Annotated in this window: 18 protein-coding genes; 7 read left to right on the plus strand and 11 right to left on the minus strand. The window is 60.0% G+C overall.

Annotation, left to right across the window (positions count from 1 at the left end; all coding sequences use genetic code 11):
• Positions 1 to 84: 84 nt before the first annotated feature.
• The 5 genes from cckA to J2046_RS21400 all read left to right on the plus strand — a co-directional run bounded on the left by cckA (position 85) and on the right by J2046_RS21400 (position 8643).
• Complete coding sequence (gene cckA, locus J2046_RS21380; protein ID WP_210055377.1) at positions 85 to 2694, plus strand: cell cycle histidine kinase CckA; 2610 nt, start codon at positions 85 to 87, stop codon at positions 2692 to 2694.
• A gap of 245 nt (positions 2695 to 2939) precedes the next feature.
• Positions 2940 to 4028, plus strand: a complete 1089-nt coding sequence (recA, locus tag J2046_RS21385) for a recombinase RecA (protein WP_210055379.1) — start codon at positions 2940 to 2942, stop codon at positions 4026 to 4028.
• Positions 4029 to 4209: 181 nt separating this feature from the next.
• On the plus strand, positions 4210 to 6870 hold the full coding sequence (gene alaS, locus J2046_RS21390) for an alanine--tRNA ligase (RefSeq protein WP_210055381.1): 2661 nt from the start codon (positions 4210 to 4212) through the stop codon (positions 6868 to 6870).
• 51 nt (positions 6871 to 6921) lie between these two features.
• Entirely contained in the window at positions 6922 to 7788 is an 867-nt protein-coding gene (ttcA, locus tag J2046_RS21395) for a tRNA 2-thiocytidine(32) synthetase TtcA (RefSeq protein ID WP_210055383.1), read from the plus strand.
• Positions 7789 to 7818: 30 nt separating this feature from the next.
• Positions 7819 to 8643, plus strand: a complete 825-nt coding sequence (locus J2046_RS21400; RefSeq protein WP_210055385.1) for an inositol monophosphatase family protein — start codon at positions 7819 to 7821, stop codon at positions 8641 to 8643.
• Positions 8644 to 8681: 38 nt separating this feature from the next.
• On the opposite strand, the gene J2046_RS21405 is transcribed toward J2046_RS21400, so the two are convergent.
• From J2046_RS21405 to purC, 11 genes are all read right to left on the minus strand, one after another.
• Positions 8682 to 9929 carry a multidrug effflux MFS transporter gene (locus tag J2046_RS21405; protein WP_411828535.1) on the minus strand — a complete coding sequence of 416 codons (1248 nt, stop codon included), beginning with the start codon at positions 9927 to 9929 and terminating at the stop codon, positions 8682 to 8684.
• A gap of 91 nt (positions 9930 to 10020) precedes the next feature.
• Positions 10021 to 10356, minus strand: coding sequence for a Grx4 family monothiol glutaredoxin (grxD, locus tag J2046_RS21410; RefSeq protein WP_037146737.1), 336 nt, complete (start codon positions 10354 to 10356; stop codon positions 10021 to 10023).
• Positions 10357 to 10504: 148 nt separating this feature from the next.
• A complete protein-coding gene (locus J2046_RS21415; protein WP_210055387.1) occupies positions 10505 to 10735 on the minus strand; it encodes a hypothetical protein in 231 nt (76 codons plus the stop codon).
• A gap of 8 nt (positions 10736 to 10743) precedes the next feature.
• Complete coding sequence (locus tag J2046_RS21420; RefSeq protein WP_037146739.1) at positions 10744 to 10980, minus strand: BolA/IbaG family iron-sulfur metabolism protein; 237 nt, start codon at positions 10978 to 10980, stop codon at positions 10744 to 10746.
• Between the two features lie 128 nt (positions 10981 to 11108).
• Entirely contained in the window at positions 11109 to 13316 is a 2208-nt protein-coding gene (gene purL / locus J2046_RS21425; RefSeq protein WP_210055389.1) for a phosphoribosylformylglycinamidine synthase subunit PurL, read from the minus strand.
• A 161-nt stretch (positions 13317 to 13477) separates the two neighbouring features.
• Positions 13478 to 14026, minus strand: coding sequence for an acyloxyacyl hydrolase (locus J2046_RS21430; RefSeq protein ID WP_210055391.1), 549 nt, complete (start codon positions 14024 to 14026; stop codon positions 13478 to 13480).
• 217 nt (positions 14027 to 14243) lie between these two features.
• Complete coding sequence (locus J2046_RS21435) at positions 14244 to 14639, minus strand: hypothetical protein (protein WP_210055393.1); 396 nt, start codon at positions 14637 to 14639, stop codon at positions 14244 to 14246.
• Between the two features lie 57 nt (positions 14640 to 14696).
• Positions 14697 to 15377 carry a phosphoribosylformylglycinamidine synthase subunit PurQ gene (gene purQ / locus J2046_RS21440; protein WP_210055395.1) on the minus strand — a complete coding sequence of 227 codons (681 nt, stop codon included), beginning with the start codon at positions 15375 to 15377 and terminating at the stop codon, positions 14697 to 14699.
• Positions 15374 to 15631 (minus strand): hypothetical protein, encoded by a 258-nt coding sequence (locus J2046_RS21445; RefSeq protein ID WP_210055397.1) that lies wholly within the window; start codon positions 15629 to 15631, stop codon positions 15374 to 15376. The genes purQ and J2046_RS21445 overlap by 4 nt, the downstream gene beginning before the upstream one ends.
• Positions 15632 to 15648: 17 nt before the next feature.
• A complete protein-coding gene (gene purS, locus J2046_RS21450) occupies positions 15649 to 15891 on the minus strand; it encodes a phosphoribosylformylglycinamidine synthase subunit PurS (RefSeq protein ID WP_037146747.1) in 243 nt (80 codons plus the stop codon).
• 16 nt (positions 15892 to 15907) lie between these two features.
• Entirely contained in the window at positions 15908 to 16672 is a 765-nt protein-coding gene (gene purC, locus J2046_RS21455) for a phosphoribosylaminoimidazolesuccinocarboxamide synthase (RefSeq protein WP_037146748.1), read from the minus strand.
• 247 nt (positions 16673 to 16919) lie between these two features.
• On the opposite strand from purC, the gene J2046_RS21460 reads away from it, so the two are divergent.
• Together J2046_RS21460 and J2046_RS21465 are read left to right on the plus strand one after the other, a co-directional pair.
• On the plus strand, positions 16920 to 17234 hold the full coding sequence (locus J2046_RS21460; RefSeq protein ID WP_210055399.1) for a DUF1476 domain-containing protein: 315 nt from the start codon (positions 16920 to 16922) through the stop codon (positions 17232 to 17234).
• Between the two features lie 158 nt (positions 17235 to 17392).
• Positions 17393 to 17707 (plus strand): DUF1476 domain-containing protein, encoded by a 315-nt coding sequence (locus tag J2046_RS21465; protein ID WP_037146750.1) that lies wholly within the window; start codon positions 17393 to 17395, stop codon positions 17705 to 17707.
• Positions 17708 to 17801: the final 94 nt, after the last annotated feature.

Raw genomic sequence — 17801 nt, forward strand, 5'->3', positions numbered from 1 at the left:
CCTGCAACTTGCTAAGAAGGAATCGCGGGGATTTCTTCCCGCGGATGTCCATGGCCGCGGCGCCGGCCGAAATGCGAGGAATTGATGACGAAGTTGCAGCAAGGCGGCAACTACGAGGCGCCTCTGGTGGAGCGCGGGGCACGCGGCGGCACCATCATCCGGATCGTTCTTCTGGCTCTCGTGCTTTGCGGGGTGGCCGCCGGCTTCGTGCTGTTCCAGCATGCGCTCGCCAACGAGGTGGTGCTCGGGCTGCTCGGCATCCTCGCCATGGTCGGCATTTTTTTCCTGGTTTCCTCGCTTATCGGCCTTGTCGAAGTCATGCCGCAATCGCGATCCGACGAACTGGCGCGCGGGTTCCTCGCCAGCCATCCCGACGGAATTCTGATCACCGATCCGAAGGGTCGCATTCTTTATGCCAACGCCGCCTATGGCCGGATGACCGGCGCGACCAAGGCAAGCAATGTGCAATCCCTGGAAGCACTGCTTTCCAAGACCCGTGAATCGACCGAGGCGCTCTATCGGCTGACCACGGCGCTCCGTGAGGGCCGTGAGGGTCACGAGGAGTTCCGGCTTCTGCAGCCTCTTGGCCGCGTCACCGGCAACGGCTCGGGTGCCCATTGGTATCGTCTGAAGGCGCGGCTGCTCGGACCGGCCGGCAAGGGCCAGCTCGATATCTGGCAGATTACCGACATCACCTCCGAACGCGAGGACCAGGAGCGCTTCTTCCGGGAACTGCAGAATGCGATCGATTATCTCGACCATGCTCCGGCGGGCTTCTTTTCCGCCGGAAAGAAGGGCGAGATCTTTTATCTCAATGCCACGCTCGCCGAATGGCTCGGCATTGATCTGACTAAATTCATGCCGCGTTCGATGACGATTTCGGACCTCGTGGCGGGCGAGGGCATGGCGCTCATTCAGTCGGTGCAGGCGGCCCCTGGGCTGCAGCGGACCGAAACGCTCGATCTCGACCTGCGCCGTACCAACGGCCAAAGCCTGCCCGTGCGCCTGGTGCACAGCGTCAGCGCCACCCGCGACGGTGCGCCGGGTGAAAGCCGCACGATCGTATTGACGCGGCCGAAGGGCGGCGAGGGAGATCAGTCGGCCTCGGCGATGCGCTTCACGCGCTTCTTCAACAACACGCCGATGGCGATCGCTTCCGTCGACGGCGAAGGCAGGATCCTGCGCATCAACGCACCGTTCCTGAAACTGTTTGCCGGCGTGGTATCGCGCGACGACGTCGAGGCCGGCGCGGATCTCGACCGCATCGTGCATGAAAATTCCCGCCAGCAGCTCATGCAGGCGCTTGCCGCCGCCAAGGACCGGCAGGGTGACATTGCACCCATTGATTCGCGCCATCCTGCCGACGAAAACCGTTATATGCGTTTCTACGTGAATGCCGTGATCGACGAGAGCGACGAGGCGCCTGAAGAGGCGGCGATAGTCTATGCGGTCGAAACGACCGAGCAGAAGGCGCTCGAGACCCAGATGGCGCAGACACAGAAGCTCAATGCGGTCGGTACGCTTGCGGGCGGCATCGCGCACGACTTCAACAATGTGCTTACCGCAATCCTGCTTTCATCCGATCACCTGCTTTTGCAGGCGCGTCCTTCCGACGCGAGTTTCGCGGACCTCATGGAGATCAAGAGGAACGCCAACCGCGCGGCTGTGCTGGTGCGCCAATTGCTTGCCTTCTCGCGCAAGCAGACCATGCGGCCTGTCGTGCTGAACCTCACCGATGTCGTCGGCGATCTGCGCATGCTGGTGGATCGATTGATCTCCGGGACGAATGTGAAGCTCGAAGTGGATTACGGCCGCGATCTCTGGCCGGTACGCACCGATCTCTCGCAGTTCGAACAGGTGTTGATCAATCTCTGCGTCAATGCCCGCGATGCCATGCCTCAGGGCGGCACGATCCTGATCAAGACCCGCAACGTCCCCGCGGAGGAGGCGGCGGGTTTTCATCAGGCGGATCTGCCTTCGGAAGATTTCGTGATGGTGGAAGTCTCCGATACTGGCACGGGTATTCCTTCCGAAATCATAGACAAGATTTTCGAACCTTTCTTCACCACCAAGGAAGTGGGCAAGGGAACCGGCCTTGGTCTCTCCATGGTTTATGGGATCGTCAAGCAATCCGGCGGCTATATCTATCCGGAGTCGGAAGTCGGCCGCGGCACGAGTTTCCGCATCTTCCTGCCCCGCCACGTGCCCGAAGCGACGGCCCAGGAGGCCGCTCCGGCGGCTGCCACCAATGCTCCGGCCGATCAGTCCGCCCCGCCACCGGTCGTTTCGGTGACGCCCTCGGAAGACCTCGATCTGACAGGCAAGTCCGCAGTCGTGCTGCTGGTCGAGGACGAGGAAGCCGTCCGTCGCGGCGGCAAGCGCATGCTGGAGACGCGCGGTTATACCGTGCACGAGGCGGGTTCCGGCACCGAGGCGCTGGAGATCATGGAGGAGCTTCAGGGCAAGGTCGATATCGTCGTTTCCGATGTCGTCATGCCGGAAATGGACGGGCCGACGCTGCTTACCGAGCTGCGCAAATCCTATCCGGACCTGAAGTTCATCTTCGTTTCCGGCTATGCGGAAGATGCCTTTGCCCGTAACCTGCCGGCTGACGCCAAGTTCGGTTTCCTGCCAAAGCCGTTCTCGCTGAAGCAGCTCGCTGTCGCGGTCCGGGAGATGCTTGATTCTAATTGAGACGCGGGCCGTTTTCTAAAAATTTCGAAACGCTGCGATTCGTCCGCTGGATGTGGCGATGTCTTGTTTTCCTTGATGAATTTTCCACATGTCAGAATGCATGAACATATTGAGAACGGAATGGAAATAACGATTTGCAGTCAAGCGGTTGATTGGCGCTTGTCAAATTAGAACAAAACATGTACATCATCTTTATCGGCTGCTTCATTGCTTGCGCGGTGGCAATAACCTAAAGGTGGGATCATATGGCACAGAATAGTTTGCGGCTCGTAGAGGATAAAGGCGTGGACAAGAGCAAGGCGCTGGAAGCGGCACTGTCGCAGATCGAACGATCCTTCGGTAAGGGATCGATCATGAAGCTCGGCTCGAACGAGAACATCGTCGAGATCGAGACGGTTTCGACCGGCTCTCTGAGCCTCGACATCGCGCTCGGTATCGGCGGCCTGCCGAAGGGCCGTATCATTGAAATCTACGGTCCGGAAAGCTCGGGCAAGACGACGCTTGCGCTGCAGACGATCGCCGAATCCCAGAAGAAGGGCGGCATCTGCGCCTTCGTCGACGCCGAACATGCACTCGATCCGGTCTATGCCCGCAAGCTCGGAGTCGATCTCCAGAATCTCCTGATCTCCCAGCCCGATACCGGCGAGCAGGCGCTCGAGATCACCGATACGCTGGTGCGCTCCGGTGCCGTCGATGTTCTCGTCGTCGATTCGGTTGCGGCACTGACGCCGCGTGCCGAAATCGAGGGCGAGATGGGCGACAGCCTTCCGGGCCTGCAGGCGCGACTGATGAGTCAGGCGCTGCGCAAGCTGACGGCCTCGATCTCGCGCTCCAACTGCATGGTCATCTTCATCAACCAGATCCGCATGAAGATCGGTGTCATGTTCGGTTCGCCGGAAACCACGACCGGCGGCAATGCACTGAAATTCTATGCCTCGGTTCGCCTCGACATCCGCCGCATCGGACAGGTCAAGGAGCGCGAGGAAGTGGTCGGCAACCAGACCCGCGTCAAGGTCGTAAAGAACAAGATGGCGCCTCCCTTCAAGCAGGTGGAATTCGACATCATGTATGGTGAGGGCGTTTCCAAGACCGGCGAACTCGTCGATCTCGGTGTGAAGGCCGGCATCGTCGAAAAATCGGGTGCGTGGTTTTCCTATAACAGCCAGCGTCTCGGCCAGGGCCGTGAGAACGCCAAGACGTTTCTGCGCGACAATCCCGAACTTGCCCGCGAGATCGAAATGTCGCTTCGCCAGAATGCCGGCCTCATCGCCGACCGTTTCCTGCAGAATGGTGGTCCCGACGCGGACGACGGCGGCGAAGCCGCCGAAATGTAGGCGGTTCCGTCGCGTTTGAAGCTTCTCTTCGGTTACTTTGTAGCCGGCCGCGATCGAAAGATGCGCGGCCGGTTTCTCGTTTGGTTGAGCGGTGTGCGGCTGGACAGTTTGGGGTGCGGACGATACAAGCCTCTGGTTTTCAAATAACGGACCGCATCCCGGCGGTGAAGAAGGGCGTAGCATGAGCGGCGTGAATGAAATTCGGTCGACCTTTCTCGACTATTTCCGAAAGAACGGACACGAAGTCGTGGCTTCCAGTCCGCTGGTGCCGCGCAACGATCCGACGCTGATGTTCACCAATGCCGGAATGGTGCAGTTCAAGAACGTCTTCACCGGTCTGGAGACCCGTCCTTATTCGACGGCCGCGACCGCACAGAAATGCGTGCGCGCCGGCGGCAAGCATAACGACCTCGACAATGTCGGCTATACCGCACGCCACCATACCTTCTTCGAAATGCTCGGCAATTTCTCCTTCGGCGACTATTTCAAGGAGCGCGCGATCGAGCTTGCCTGGAACCTGATCACCAAGGAATTTGGCCTTAACCGCAACCGCCTTCTGGTGACCGTCTACCACACGGACGACGATGCTTTCAGCCTGTGGAAGAAGATCGCCGGCTTGGCCGACGAGAAGATCATCCGCATCCCGACCAGCGACAATTTCTGGGCGATGGGCGATACCGGCCCCTGCGGCCCCTGCTCGGAAATCTTCTACGACCACGGCGAGCATATCTGGGGCGGCCCTCCCGGTTCGCCGGAGGAGGATGGCGACCGTTTCATCGAGATCTGGAACCTCGTCTTCATGCAGTATGAGCAGGTTACGAAGGAGGAGCGCATCGACCTGCCGCGTCCTTCGATCGACACCGGCATGGGTCTGGAGCGCGTTGCGGCCGTTTTGCAGGGGCAGCATGACAACTATGATATCGACCTGTTCCGCGCACTGATTTCGGCCTCCGAGGAGGCAACCGGCGTCAAGGCGGAAGGCGAGCGTCGCGCGAGCCATCGCGTGATTGCCGACCACTTGCGGGCCACCGCTTTCCTGATCGCCGATGGCGTGCTTCCGTCCAACGAAGGACGCGGCTATGTGCTTCGCCGCATCATGCGCCGCGCCATGCGTCACGCCGAGCTGCTTGGCGCCAAGGAGCCGCTGCTCTGGAAGCTGTTGCCGGCGCTCGTCCAGCAGATGGGCCGTGCCTATCCGGAGCTGGTGCGCGCCGAGGGCCTGATTTCCGAAACGCTGAAACTCGAGGAGACCCGCTTCCGCAAGACGCTGGAACGCGGCCTCTCGCTGCTGTCCGACGCAACAAGCACGCTTCACAAGGGTGATATGCTCGACGGCGAGACAGCCTTTAAGCTCTATGACACCTATGGCTTTCCGCTCGACTTGACCCAGGATGCGCTGCGCGCCCGTGAAATCGGTGTCGACATTTCAGGATTTACCGACGCAATGGAGCGCCAGAAGGCCGAAGCCCGCTCGCATTGGGCAGGCTCCGGCGACAAGGCAACCGAGACGATCTGGTTCGAGCTCAAGGAAAAGTTCGGTGCGACCGAATTCCTGGGTTACGACACGGAGACGGCGGAGGGCGTCGTCCAGGCGATCGTCCGCGACGGCAAGGCGGTCGATAGCGCATCGGCTGGTGACCAGGTGCAGGTGATCGTCAATCAGACACCGTTCTATGGGGAATCCGGTGGCCAGATGGGCGATACCGGTGTGATCTCTACGGACAGTGCCCGGCTGGAAGTCTCTGACACGCAGAAGAAGGGCGAGGGCCTTTTTGTTCATAGTGCAATCGTCGCGGATGGCACCTTGAAGGTCGGAGATGCCGTGGCGCTGGCGGTCGATCACGGTCGCCGCTCACGCCTACGGTCCAACCATTCGGCGACCCATCTGTTGCATGAGGCGCTGCGCGAAGTTCTCGGCACGCACGTGGCGCAGAAGGGCTCTCTGGTCGCGCCGGAACGCCTGCGTTTCGACGTTTCGCATCCGAAGCCGATGACCAGCGAGGAACTGCAGAAGGTCGAAGAAATGGCAAATGCCATCGTCCTTCAGAATGCGCCGGTCACCACGCGCCTGATGAGTGTCGACGATGCAATCGCGGAAGGCGCGATGGCATTGTTCGGAGAGAAATACGGCGACGAAGTGCGCGTCGTTTCCATGGGCAGGGCCATTGAGGGACCGAAGTCCGGCAAGCCCTATTCGGTCGAGCTTTGTGGCGGCACGCATGTGAATGCGACCGGCGATATCGGCTTGGTCCGCATCCTTTCCGAAAGCGCGGTCGGCGCCGGTGTCCGCCGTGTCGAGGCGGTGACGGGCGAGGCGGCACGCGCCTATCTCGCCGAGCAGGACGAGCGGGTGAAGACACTGGCTGGCGCGCTGAAGGTACAGCCGACGGAGGTGGTTTCGCGCGTCGAGGCGCTGATCGACGAACGGCGTAAGCTTGAGAGAGAGCTGGCGGATGCCAAGCGCCGGCTTGCCATGGGCGGCGGGCAGGGCGGCCCGGCCGGCGATGTCCGAGAAATCGGTGGCGTCAAATTCATGGGCAAGGCGCTCACCGGCATCGATGCCAAGGATCTGAAGGGTTTGGCCGATGAAGGCAAGGTGAGCCTCGGCTCCGGCGTCGTAACGCTGATCGGTGTGTCGGAAGATGGCAAGGCAAGTGCTGTCGTTGCGGTGACGCCGGACCTGACCGGCCGGTTCAGCGCAGTGGACCTGGTGCGGCTCGCCTCCGCGGCCCTCGGCGGCAAAGGCGGTGGCGGACGGCCGGACATGGCCCAGGCTGGTGGTCCGGATGGCGCCAGGGCCGACGAAGCGCTGGAGGCGGTGGCAGCGGCGCTCGGTGCCTGACGATATATAGGAAGCGGGCGAGGCCCGCTTCTCCGTTTTGAGGGAAGGCGAATGGGTGTGAACGCCAGAATCGAGGATGAGCTGGATGAGGCCGTCGATGGCCTGGTGCCGGCATTGTTCCGCGATGCGCCGGGTTCGGTCTCATTCAACAAGCTGCGCAAGCGCCTGCTTCGACAGGTACGTCAGGCTTTCGATGATTTTCGGATGCTGAAAGGGCAGAAGCGCTGGCTGGTTGGCCTCTCCGGCGGTAAGGATTCCTATTCGCTGCTCGCCGTATTGCTCGATCTTCAATGGCGTGGGCTTCTGCCGGTCGAACTGATCGCCTGCAACCTCGATCAGGGCCAGCCGAATTTTCCGAAACACATCCTGCCGGACTATCTGACCTCGATCGGGGTGACGCACCGGATCGAATACCGCGACACCTATTCGATCGTGAAGGAGAAGGTGCCGGAAGGCGCCACCTATTGCTCGCTCTGTTCCAGGCTCCGTCGCGGCAATCTTTACCGGATCGCGCGGGAGGAGGGGTGCGACGCGCTGGTGCTCGGCCATCACCGCGAAGACATCCTTGAAACCTTTTTCATGAACTTCTTCCACGGCGGCCGTCTTGCAGGCATGCCGGCCAAGCTCCTGAACGACGAAGGCGACCTGATGGTGCTGCGTCCGCTCGCCTATTGCGCCGAGGACGACCTCGCGAAATTCGCCGCCGCCATGCAGTTCCCGATCATCCCCTGCGATCTCTGCGGCTCGCAGGACGGCTTGCAGCGCAACGCGATGAAGCAGATGCTTGGCGAGATCGAGGCACGCATGCCCGGCCGCAAGGATGCGATGCTGCGCGCTCTCGCCCATGTGAATCCGTCCCATCTCCTTGATCCGAAGCTCTTCGATTTTGCCGGCCTTCAGGCCAACCCCACACCCTGAATTCCTCTTTCAGAACCTTGAGATATAACGATGACCCTTCCGCTCGACGTCACGAAGCTTGCCGATCTCCTGCGCCTTGCTGCCAGATCCGAAATCCTGCCGCGCTTTCGTCGGCTCGGAAACGGCGACGTTCGCTCGAAAAGCGAACCGTCCGATCTTGTGACGGAAGCGGACGAAGCGGCAGAGCGGTTGATCCGGCGCGAGCTCGAAACGATCGCTCCGGACGCATTGTTCGTCGGAGAGGAATCAGTTGCCGCTGACCCTGCCTTGCTCGGTAAGCTCGCCGACGCGGAGTTCGCGATCGTCGTCGATCCCGTGGATGGTACGTTCAACTTCGCTTCCGGCATCCCGGCCTTCGGCGTCATGGCATCCGTCGTCTGGAAGGGCGAGACGGTCGCTGGCATCATCTATGATCCCATGGGCGATGACTGGGTGATGGCGGAGAAGGGGGGCGGCGCTTTCCTGATAAGGCCTGAGGGGGAGGCGATCCGTCTTTCCGTGGCTCAACCCCGGCCGCTGGATGCGATGGTGGGCATGGCTTCAGCCGGCTATTTCTTCGGTGACATGCGCCACCGTATCCTGGGGAATCTTGCCAAGGTACGCTTCTTTTCGAGCTATCGCTGCTCGGCGCATGAATATCGCACCTTCGCTGGTGGCCATGTGCAATTCGTGCTCTACAACAAGCTGATGCCTTGGGATCATCTGGCCGGCACGCTGATCGCGACCGAGGCCGGCGGTTATGCGGCGCGCTTCGACGGTTCAGCCTATCTGCCGCATCATGTCGATGGCGGTTTGCTGCTCGCGACCGACAAGGAAAGCTGGCAGATGCTGCGGAACGAGATCATCGGACGCTGATTGGAAAAGGCCGGATTTATTCCGGCCTTTTTTGCTGCTCAGATCCGCGGATTGTGCGGCTGGAAGAGTTTTCCCTTCTCGCCGATCAAAACGAAAATCAGGCCGATAATGGACACGGTGAAGAAGCCGGCGACGAGCGGCAGGGCCGTGCCGTCGAAGGCCTGGCCGATCACCAATCCGATCACCGATCCGCCGACCGTGCTCATGAAGCCGAGCACCGAAGAGGCGGTGCCGGCCACATGGCCGAGCGGCTCCATGGCCAGCGAGTTGAAGTTCGAGCCGATCCAGCCGAACTGGAACATGGCGAGCGAGAAGAACACCAGGAACAGAAGGATCGGCATCGGCTGCGGCCCGAATACCTGCACCAGCATCCACAGGAAGGTGATGGTTATGAAGCCGATGAGCGAGCCGTGCGACAGGCGGCGCATGCCGAACCGGCCAACGAAACGGGCATTCAGGAAGGAAGCGGTCGACATGAAAACGGCCACGGCTGCGAATGCGACGGGAAACAAGACGCCGAGCTGATAGATTCCCCCGTAAATCTGCTGGGCCGAATTGATGAAGCCGAACAGGGCGCCGAAGATGAATGTGCTGGCGATCGTGTAGCAGAGGGCGATGCGATTGGTCAGCACGATCCGGAAGCCGTCAAGGATCGAGGAGACGGTGAAGGGGCGAACGTCGGCAGCGTCCAGCGTCTCGGGTAGACGGCTATACATCCAGAAGCCGATACAGAGCGAAACGATCGCGATGAACACGAAGATCAGGTGCCAGTTGCCGAGGAACATGATGAGCTGGCCGGTGCCTGGCGCGATGATCGGCACGATCATGAAGACCATCATGATCAGTGACATGACCTCCGCCATGGCGCGGCCGCCATAGACATCACGGACGATCGAGATGGTGATGACCCGGGTTGCTGCGGCGCCGGCACCCTGGATGAATCGCAGCACGAGCATTGCGCCGAAGGAAGGGACGACCACGATGCCGATCGCACACAGAATATAGACCGCAATGCCGAAGAGCATGGGCTTTCGGCGGCCGAAGCGGTCCGAAAGCGGGCCATACAGGATCTGCGCAGCGCCCAGTCCGAATACATAGGAAGAAACGACATATTGGCGGTGGTTTTCGTTCACCACGCCCAGCGAGGCGCCAATCTCGCCCAGGCCGGGAAGCATGATATCGATCGCCAGGGCGTTGAGCGCCATCAGCATGGCCATCATAGCAATGAATTCGGCTCGACCCATGGCGCGCAGGCGATCCGGGGCCGTTTGTGAAGAATTTGTCACAGTGGTTTCCTAAACAATGTGAAAGGCGCCGTTGGGAGCGGCGCCTTGAAAATGTCTTCGATAAAACCCGGACCGGGCGGTCCGGAAGAATTCAGGCGGCGCCGCGGACGGCGATGCCCTGTTCCTGCAGATGATTCTGTAGTTCACCCGATTGGAACATCTCGCGGATGATATCGCAACCGCCAACAAACTCGCCCTTGACATAGAGCTGCGGAATGGTCGGCCAGTTGGAATAGTCCTTGATACCCTGGCGGATTTCGGCGTCGGCAAGCACGTTCACGCCCTTGTAGTCGATGCCAAGGTAATCGAGAATTTGCACCACCTGGCCAGAGAAACCACACTGCGGGAACTGGGGCGTGCCCTTCATGAAGAGAACTACGTCGTTCGCCTTCACTTCGTTGTCGATGAATTCGTGAACTCCGCTCATGTCATATCCTTTCACACGCGGTTTCAAGGGCCGCTGCGCTGCGTCATTTCTCCTAAATAGCAACGCAGCCCCGGGAATTCCAGCGGAATAGTCGGCCAGACGCCAATCGGCATCGGGTTTTGACGCTATCTGAGCGGCACACCTGTGCTCAGCGGCTCCGTTGGCTGCTGCGGCTTGCCGCCGTACGCCGGCGGCTCACCTGCTTCTTCGCGGGTTTTGCGATCCGCGCAGTGGTCTTCCTGACGGAGCGGCCCGACGTGGTGGAGCGGGTCTGCCGTTTCTTGCGCTTGGTGCTCGTGCGACCATGCGACTTCCCCAGAAGCTCCTTCATGGCGCTCTCGACGATACCTGTGACGATCTCGTTGATCAGGTTCGGCATGGATCGCCTCAGTCCGTCGGGGCCGAAGTCTGCAAGGCCAACGCATGCAGAACACCGCCCATATTGCCTTTCAGCGCCTCGTAGACCATCTGATGCTGCTGCACACGGCTCTTGCCGCGGAACTGCTCGGCCACCACTTCGGCCGCGTAATGATCGCCATCTCCGGCAAGATCCCGGATAGTGACCTTGGCTCCCGGAATGCCGGCCTTGATCAGATCCTCGATTTCACCCGGTCTCATAGGCATGATGTTTTTCCCTTTTTCTTTTCACGGACTCACCGCGAGCTTTTGTGAGGACAGAGTGCCTCAAAGCCGCTCCCGGGTCAAAGAGGGATCGAGCCGCGATCGACGCTTCTCATCCGCAAAACACGGGATCAATCCATGTAGGTCGGGAACCAGCCTTCATGGGCTTTGACGAGTTCAGCCACCGGTACATCGATAAGACCGTCGATCGCCAGCCTGTCGCCCGAAACGGTTCCGAGCGGGCGGAAGGGCACGCCGGCGCTTTCCGCATTCGCCTGCACGAAATTGGCTAGGTCAGCCGGAACGGCGATCACGTAACGGGCCTGGTCCTCACCGAAAAGAAGGGCATGCGCAGGGCCGCGCTGCTCCGACAAGCTCACCTTCGAGCCCTTGCCGGAAGCCATGGCCATTTCCGCGAGCGCGAGCACAAGGCCACCGGAGGAGATATCGTGGCACGCGGTCACCTGACCATTGCGGATGATGGACCGGACGAAATCGCCGTGGCGACGCTCGGCCGCGAGATCGACGGCTGGAGGCGGACCATCGATCGTGTCGAGGATGTCGCGCAGGTAGACGGAAGAGCCGAGATGGCTGCCGTCCGCGCCGATCATGATCAGCTTGTCGCCTTCTCGCGCCGAGCCTATCCTCGCCATCTTCTGCCAATCGGGCAGGAGACCGACGCCGGCAATTGTAGGTGTCGGGAGGATCGCGACACCGTTCGTTTCGTTGTAAAGGGAGACGTTACCGGATACGATCGGGAAATCGAGCGCGGTACAGGCTTCGCCTATGCCTTTGATGGCGCCGACAAGCTGGCCCATGATCTCCGGTTTTTCCGGATTGCCGAAATTGAGGTTGTCGGTCGCAGCGAGCGGCTCGGCGCCGGTCGCGACGAGATTGCGCCAGCATTCGGCGACCGCCTGTTTGCCGCCTTCATACGGATCGGCCTCGACATAGCGCGGCGTCACGTCGGAGGAGAAAGCGAGCGCCTTGCTGGGATGGGTGTCGATGCGCACGACGCCGGCATCACCGCCCGGGCGCTGCAGAGAATTGCCCTGGATCAGCGTGTCATACTGTTCCCAGACCCAGCGTCGGCTGGACTGGTTGGGCGAACCGACCAGCTTCAGCAGTGCCGCGTTGTAATCGGCCGGCGCCGGAACCTGGGATGCGGGCAGGGGAGCGCGACCGTTCGACTGGATCCATGGCCGGTCATATTCGGGCGCCTGATCCCCAAGCTCCTTGATCGGCAGGTTTGCTACTTCTTCGCCCTCGTGCAGGATGCGGAAACGCAGGTCGTCGGTCGTCTTGCCGACGATCGCGAAATCAAGGCCCCATTTGACGAAGATCGCCTCTGCTTCCTCTTCCTTCTCCGGTTTTAGCACCATGAGCATGCGCTCCTGGCTTTCCGAAAGCATCATCTCGTAGGCGCTCATGCGGTCTTCGCGCACCGGCACCTTGTTGAGGTCGAGTTCGATGCCGAGGTCGCCCTTGGCGCCCATTTCGACAGCCGAGCAGGTGAGGCCGGCAGCACCCATATCCTGGATCGCGATCACCGCTCCGGTCGCCATCAGTTCGAGGCAGGCTTCGAGCAGGCATTTTTCGGTGAAAGGATCGCCGACCTGCACGGTGGGGCGCTTCTCTTCGATCGATTCATCGAATTCGGCAGACGCCATCGTGGCACCACCGACGCCGTCGCGGCCCGTCTTGGCGCCGAGATAGACGACCGGCAGGCCAACGCCTTCCGCCTTGGAGTAGAAGATCGCATCGGTACGGGCGAGGCCGGCTGCAAAGGCATTGACGAGGATGTTGCCGTTATAACGCGGGTCGAATTCCACTTCGCCGCCGACGGTCGGTACGCCGAACGAGTTGCCGTAGCCGCCGACGCCGGCGACGACACCGGAGACCAGGTGCTTGGTCTTCGGATGATCGGGAGCGCCGAAGCGCAGGGCGTTCATCGCCGCGATCGGACGTGCGCCCATGGTGAAGACGTCGCGCAGGATACCGCCCACTCCCGTTGCCGCACCCTGATAAGGTTCGATATAGGAGGGGTGGTTGTGGCTCTCCATCTTGAAGACAACGCAATCGCCGTCATCGATATCGACGACGCCGGCATTCTCGCCCGGTCCCTGGATGACACGCGGTCCCTTGGTCGGCAGGGTGCGCAGCCATTTCTTCGATGACTTGTAGGAGCAGTGCTCGTTCCACATGGCCGAGAAGATGCCGAGTTCCGTAAAGGTCGGCTCGCGGCCGATCAGATCGAGGATCCGCTGATACTCGTCCGGCTTCAGGCCATGCGAAGCGACGAGTTCGGGAGTGATCGCGATGCTGTTCGGAATGGTCATGTTCTTCTCTGGATTGAAGGGCCAAGCTTTGGCGCTCTTTAACCTAAGTGGCGCAGGGGCGCGACAGGAAAATGCAGCTGGCCAATGTTACGACATCCTGGCGGCGAAAACAAAAAGCGCCGGAAAAAACCGGCGCTTTCAATAAATGGTATCTGATCCGATCAGAATTTATAACCGACCGAGATGCCTGCGTAGGACAGTCCATCGTTGTCGTCGCAAAGATCGGCATTGGAAGAGTGCTCAATGGTCGCCAGAACGCGCCAGTTTTCGGTGATGTTGTAACCGAGGGCAGCCGACTCGTGGAAAAGGACGCTGCAGCCGACCTGCGGCCCGTCGTTGTCGTCGTCGACATTGTTGATCGCGCCGCCGAAGCCGAGATCGATGAAGAACTTGTCGGTCAGGGGAGCCGTCCACGTGAAGCCGGCATAGACCTGGCTGGCTTCCCCAGCTGTCGAGACAATCGCACCGAGATGCACCCTCGGACGCAGCATATGGTCGAGGAAGCTTTGGGCATGGCGCTGGTCGAAGGGGTCGAAGAAGACCGTGGCTGACGGGAATGCGCCGGGCTCGAAGGTGCTTTTCGCCTGAATCGAGCCGGAAACGCCGATACGGACTTCATCGAGCAGGTGCTCCTGGGCGAATGCCGAGGAAGACATCGCCGAAGTGGCGATGATTGTCCCGATGACAGAGCCGAAAAATGCCTTCTTCATTAACATCGTCCTCACAGTTGCCGCTGCTCGCGGCCGGGACGATCCACGTTATGCGACCGTCCGTCTCCAAGGAAGAATTGGTACAATGGGGCTTGGGGGGCGTCCAGCAAGTGTTTAGGCGGCGTTATGACTTATGGCAAAAAGATGTGAAAATTCGGAAAGGCGGTGCAGACCTGCAACAGGCTGTACCGAAAGGCGTGAACGTTGATGGCGAATATCAGCAACCGTTCGCGCCGTTCGCCCAGCGCAGGACGTCCCGTTTGATTCGCTCTCCTTCCGCCCCGTTCATTAACGGACCGAACGCATCAAGGCGCGCGGGGCTTCCTTCCGCCTGTACGACCAGTACGGGGCGGGACTCAGGGCTGTTGCGCGGAACTGCGAGGATGCGCGGCCGCCCGGAGAAGGAGTTGAGTTCCGGCGCCAGCCGGTAAGGTTTGAATGCTGCATCGCCCGACTTGAACCAGCAGGTATTGGCGGCGAGCGCCACTCGTTCCATGGTCGGCAGTGCAGCGCGATTGGGTGCCGAGGCTTCGCGTCCCGATTGGCAGGCCGAAAGGGCCAGGCCCGCGAGAGCGAGAGAAAAAAGGGCAGGCAGGCGTATGGAAAACGGCATCGAAACGTCCTGACGTGGTTTCGGGGCGCTCTGGGATCGAGACAGGTAACCGGAAGGTTAAGCGGCGGCGGCCACCACATCGAGCGCGGAGGCGAACAGGCCACGTCCGTCGCTGCCTCCATGAGCCGCCTCGATGAGGTTTTCCGGATGCGGCATCATGCCGAGAACGTTGCCGCGGCTGTTCATGACGCCCGCAATGTCGTTCAAGGAACCGTTGGGGTTGGTGCCCTCGGCGTAGCGGAAGACAATCTGGCCATTGCCTTCCATCGAAGCCAGCGTTTCGGCATCGGCAAAATAGTTGCCGTCATGATGGGCGACCGGGCAGCGGATGATCTGCCCCTTTTCATAAGCGCGCGTGAAATCCGTCTCGGCATTGACCACTTCGAGCTTCACTTCCTTGCAGACGAATTTCAGCGAAGCGTTGCGCATCAGGGCGCCGGGTAGCATGCCAGCCTCGACGAGGATCTGGAAGCCGTTGCAGACGCCGAGAACCTTCACCCCCTTGTCCGCCTTCTCCTTGATCGCCTGCATGATCGGCATGCGCGCCGCAATTGCACCGCAGCGCAGATAATCGCCGTAGGAAAAGCCGCCCGGAATGACGATGAGATCGATATCATCCGGGAATTCGGTTTCCGTCTGCCAGACGGTGACCGGCGCTTTGCCGGAAATCTTGGTGAGCGCGGCGATCATGTCGCGATCGCGATTGAGGCCGGGAAGCTGGACGACGGCGGATTTCATGGGTGCTGTTCAAACCTTGCCTGAGCCTCGGCAAGCTCGCGCAATTCGAGGCGGTTTTCTATCCGATCAAGGCACGTCTCATGCCTTGCCAGGGTCGTATAGATATTATGAGTGTCTTGCTGCATCGAAATCATTGTGCCGCGCATTGCATTCATTTCGGCTTTCAGTTCGCGTTGACCAAGCTTCAAGTCCGCAATGTCCGCATGCATTCGCTTCGTGAGTTCATACATCAGTTCATTCGTGATTTCAGCCATCACGCGCTCCGCAACCGTCAGTCGAGGGCGATAGTATAGTTCTCGATCACCGTGTTTGCCAGAAGCTTCTCGCACATGGCCTTCAGATCGGCTTCCGCCTTGGCCTTGTCGGCGCTGTCGAGCTCGATATCGAAGACCTTGCCCTGTCTCACATGACCGACGCCGGAAAAGCCGAGGCTGCCAAGCGCGCCTTCGATCGCCTTGCCCTGCGGGTCGAGGACGCCGTTCTTGAGCGTGACTGTCACGCGTGCCTTAATCACTGATCTACCCCCTGAATTACTTGACGAGAACCGGCCCCATCCCGCGGATCGGCTCGTTTTCGTTGATGATGCCAAGACGGCGAGCGACTTCCGAATAGGCCTCCAGAAGCCCTCCCAGGTCGCGCCTGAAACGATCCTTGTCCATCTTTTCCTTGGTCTCGATATCCCATAGACGGCAGCTGTCCGGCGAGATCTCGTCGGCGAGGATGATGCGCATCATGTCGCCTTCGAACAGGCGACCGCATTCGATCTTGAAATCGACGAGCTGGATGCCGACGCCGAGGAAGAGGCCGGACAGGAAGTCGTTGACCCGGATGGCAAGCGCCATGATGTCGTCAAGCTCGGCCGGATTGGCCCAACCGAAAGCGGTGATGTGCTCTTCGGAGACCATCGGATCGGCAAGCACATCGGACTTGTAATAGAATTCGATGATCGAGCGCGGCAGAACCGTGCCTTCCTCGATGCCGAGACGGGTCGAGAGCGAGCCGGCGGCGACATTGCGCACGACGATCTCGAGCGGGATCATCTCAACTTCCTTGATGAGCTGCTCGCGCATGTTCAGCCGGCGGATGAAATGCGTCGGGATGCCGATCTTGTTGAGATGGGTGAAGATGTATTCAGAGATACGGTTGTTGAGAACGCCCTTGCCGTCGATGACGTCATGTTTCTTCTTGTTGAAGGCAGTGGCGTCGTCCTTGAAGAACTGAATTAGCGTGCCGGGTTCGGGGCCTTCATACAGGATCTTGGCCTTGCCTTCGTAAATACGGCGGCGACGGTTCATGGTTTCTTGTCTCGTTGTTGGCGCCCCTCGCGGGCGCAATGGATGATGTTTGAGCGGTCCCTTATCGGAAAAGAACGGGTTTCACAATGCAGGCCTCCAAAAGCTTGTGGGCAGAGGGGGACTTGACGAAAAGCAATGAAGAATCATTCATCGTCAGCTTACACGGATTTTTGAAGCTTTTTCTGTAGCAATGACCGCGTCCTCAAGAAAAGGACAGTCATAACCAGTAAAAAGCAGGGATTTCATAATGTATGCTCTTCGCGAACGGGGCAGAGCCCTTGAAGATAAATTCGCCTACGATCAGTCCTTCCAGTTTCGTGCGGAAGCCCGTCGTAACAAGCTGATGGGCCTTTGGGCCGCATCACTGCTCGGCGTGGCCGATGCCGGCGGTTATGCTCAGGATTTAGTATCCTTCACCCTCGACGACAAGACTTCGCACGACATAGCCACCAAATTGCGTCATGATTTCGACGCAGCCGGCATCGCTGTAACCGACGGGCAGTTGCAGGCGAAGATGCACGATCTTCTCGTTGAAGTCGTCAAGGAGATGCAGGCCGCTTAAGGCTGACGCCAGCAAGGCTGGAGGAACATTGGCGCCATTCCTTGAATAGTTTGCGTATGTCAATTCGTTTGTGCTGGAATCGAAACGCCGCCGATTGCACTTCGCGCGTCTTTTGATTAAGGGGTCCAGTCACAAAGTCCACTTTTGGGAGACCCGAGATGAGCGGCATCAGCGATCGCGAAAGAGCTTTCGAAAACAAGTTCGCCCTGGACCAAGAATTGAAGTTCAAGGCGCTTGCCCGCCGCAACAAGCTCGTTGGCCTTTGGGCTGCCGGCCTGCTCGGCAAGACGGATCCGGAAACCTATGCGAAAGAGGTCGTTATCGCCGATTTCGAAGAAGCCGGCGATGAGGATGTCTTCCGCAAGCTGCGCGGCGATCTTGATGCGGCCGGCGTTGCCATCTCCGATCAGGACATTCGTACCAAAATGATCGAGTTGCTCGCCGAGGCGGTCAATCAGATCGAAAACCAGTAACTGTTCCGTGTCTTTGAGATGAAAGAAAGCCGAGCCCGGCCGGGCTCGGCTTTCCTTATGCGGGAAAGATCGAGGAAGCAGCAGGCGGGCGGGG

The organism is Neorhizobium petrolearium, from assembly GCF_017873175.1.
Classification (GTDB): Bacteria; Pseudomonadota; Alphaproteobacteria; order Rhizobiales; family Rhizobiaceae; genus Neorhizobium; species Neorhizobium petrolearium.

What these genes read in the sequence shown, in the direction of transcription:
- J2046_RS21415 (WP_210055387.1), bottom strand. Translation starts at nt 10,735, where the DNA reads ATGCCGAACCTGATCAACGAGATCGTCACAGGTATCGTCGAGAGCGCC.
- J2046_RS21460 (WP_210055399.1), top strand. Translation starts at nt 16,920, where the DNA reads ATGTATGCTCTTCGCGAACGGGGCAGAGCCCTTGAAGATAAATTCGCC.
- cckA (WP_210055377.1), top strand. Translation starts at nt 85, where the DNA reads ATGACGAAGTTGCAGCAAGGCGGCAACTACGAGGCGCCTCTGGTGGAG.
- purQ (WP_210055395.1), bottom strand. Translation starts at nt 15,377, where the DNA reads ATGAAATCCGCCGTCGTCCAGCTTCCCGGCCTCAATCGCGATCGCGAC.
- alaS (WP_210055381.1), top strand. Translation starts at nt 4,210, where the DNA reads ATGAGCGGCGTGAATGAAATTCGGTCGACCTTTCTCGACTATTTCCGA.
- J2046_RS21400 (WP_210055385.1), top strand. Translation starts at nt 7,819, where the DNA reads ATGACCCTTCCGCTCGACGTCACGAAGCTTGCCGATCTCCTGCGCCTT.
- J2046_RS21435 (WP_210055393.1), bottom strand. Translation starts at nt 14,639, where the DNA reads ATGCCGTTTTCCATACGCCTGCCTGCCCTTTTTTCTCTCGCTCTCGCG.
- J2046_RS21420 (WP_037146739.1), bottom strand. Translation starts at nt 10,980, where the DNA reads ATGCCTATGAGACCGGGTGAAATCGAGGATCTGATCAAGGCCGGCATT.
- J2046_RS21430 (WP_210055391.1), bottom strand. Translation starts at nt 14,026, where the DNA reads ATGAAGAAGGCATTTTTCGGCTCTGTCATCGGGACAATCATCGCCACT.
- ttcA (WP_210055383.1), top strand. Translation starts at nt 6,922, where the DNA reads ATGGGTGTGAACGCCAGAATCGAGGATGAGCTGGATGAGGCCGTCGAT.
- grxD (WP_037146737.1), bottom strand. Translation starts at nt 10,356, where the DNA reads ATGAGCGGAGTTCACGAATTCATCGACAACGAAGTGAAGGCGAACGAC.
- recA (WP_210055379.1), top strand. Translation starts at nt 2,940, where the DNA reads ATGGCACAGAATAGTTTGCGGCTCGTAGAGGATAAAGGCGTGGACAAG.
- J2046_RS21465 (WP_037146750.1), top strand. Translation starts at nt 17,393, where the DNA reads ATGAGCGGCATCAGCGATCGCGAAAGAGCTTTCGAAAACAAGTTCGCC.
- J2046_RS21445 (WP_210055397.1), bottom strand. Translation starts at nt 15,631, where the DNA reads ATGGCTGAAATCACGAATGAACTGATGTATGAACTCACGAAGCGAATG.
- purC (WP_037146748.1), bottom strand. Translation starts at nt 16,672, where the DNA reads ATGAACCGTCGCCGCCGTATTTACGAAGGCAAGGCCAAGATCCTGTAT.
- purL (WP_210055389.1), bottom strand. Translation starts at nt 13,316, where the DNA reads ATGACCATTCCGAACAGCATCGCGATCACTCCCGAACTCGTCGCTTCG.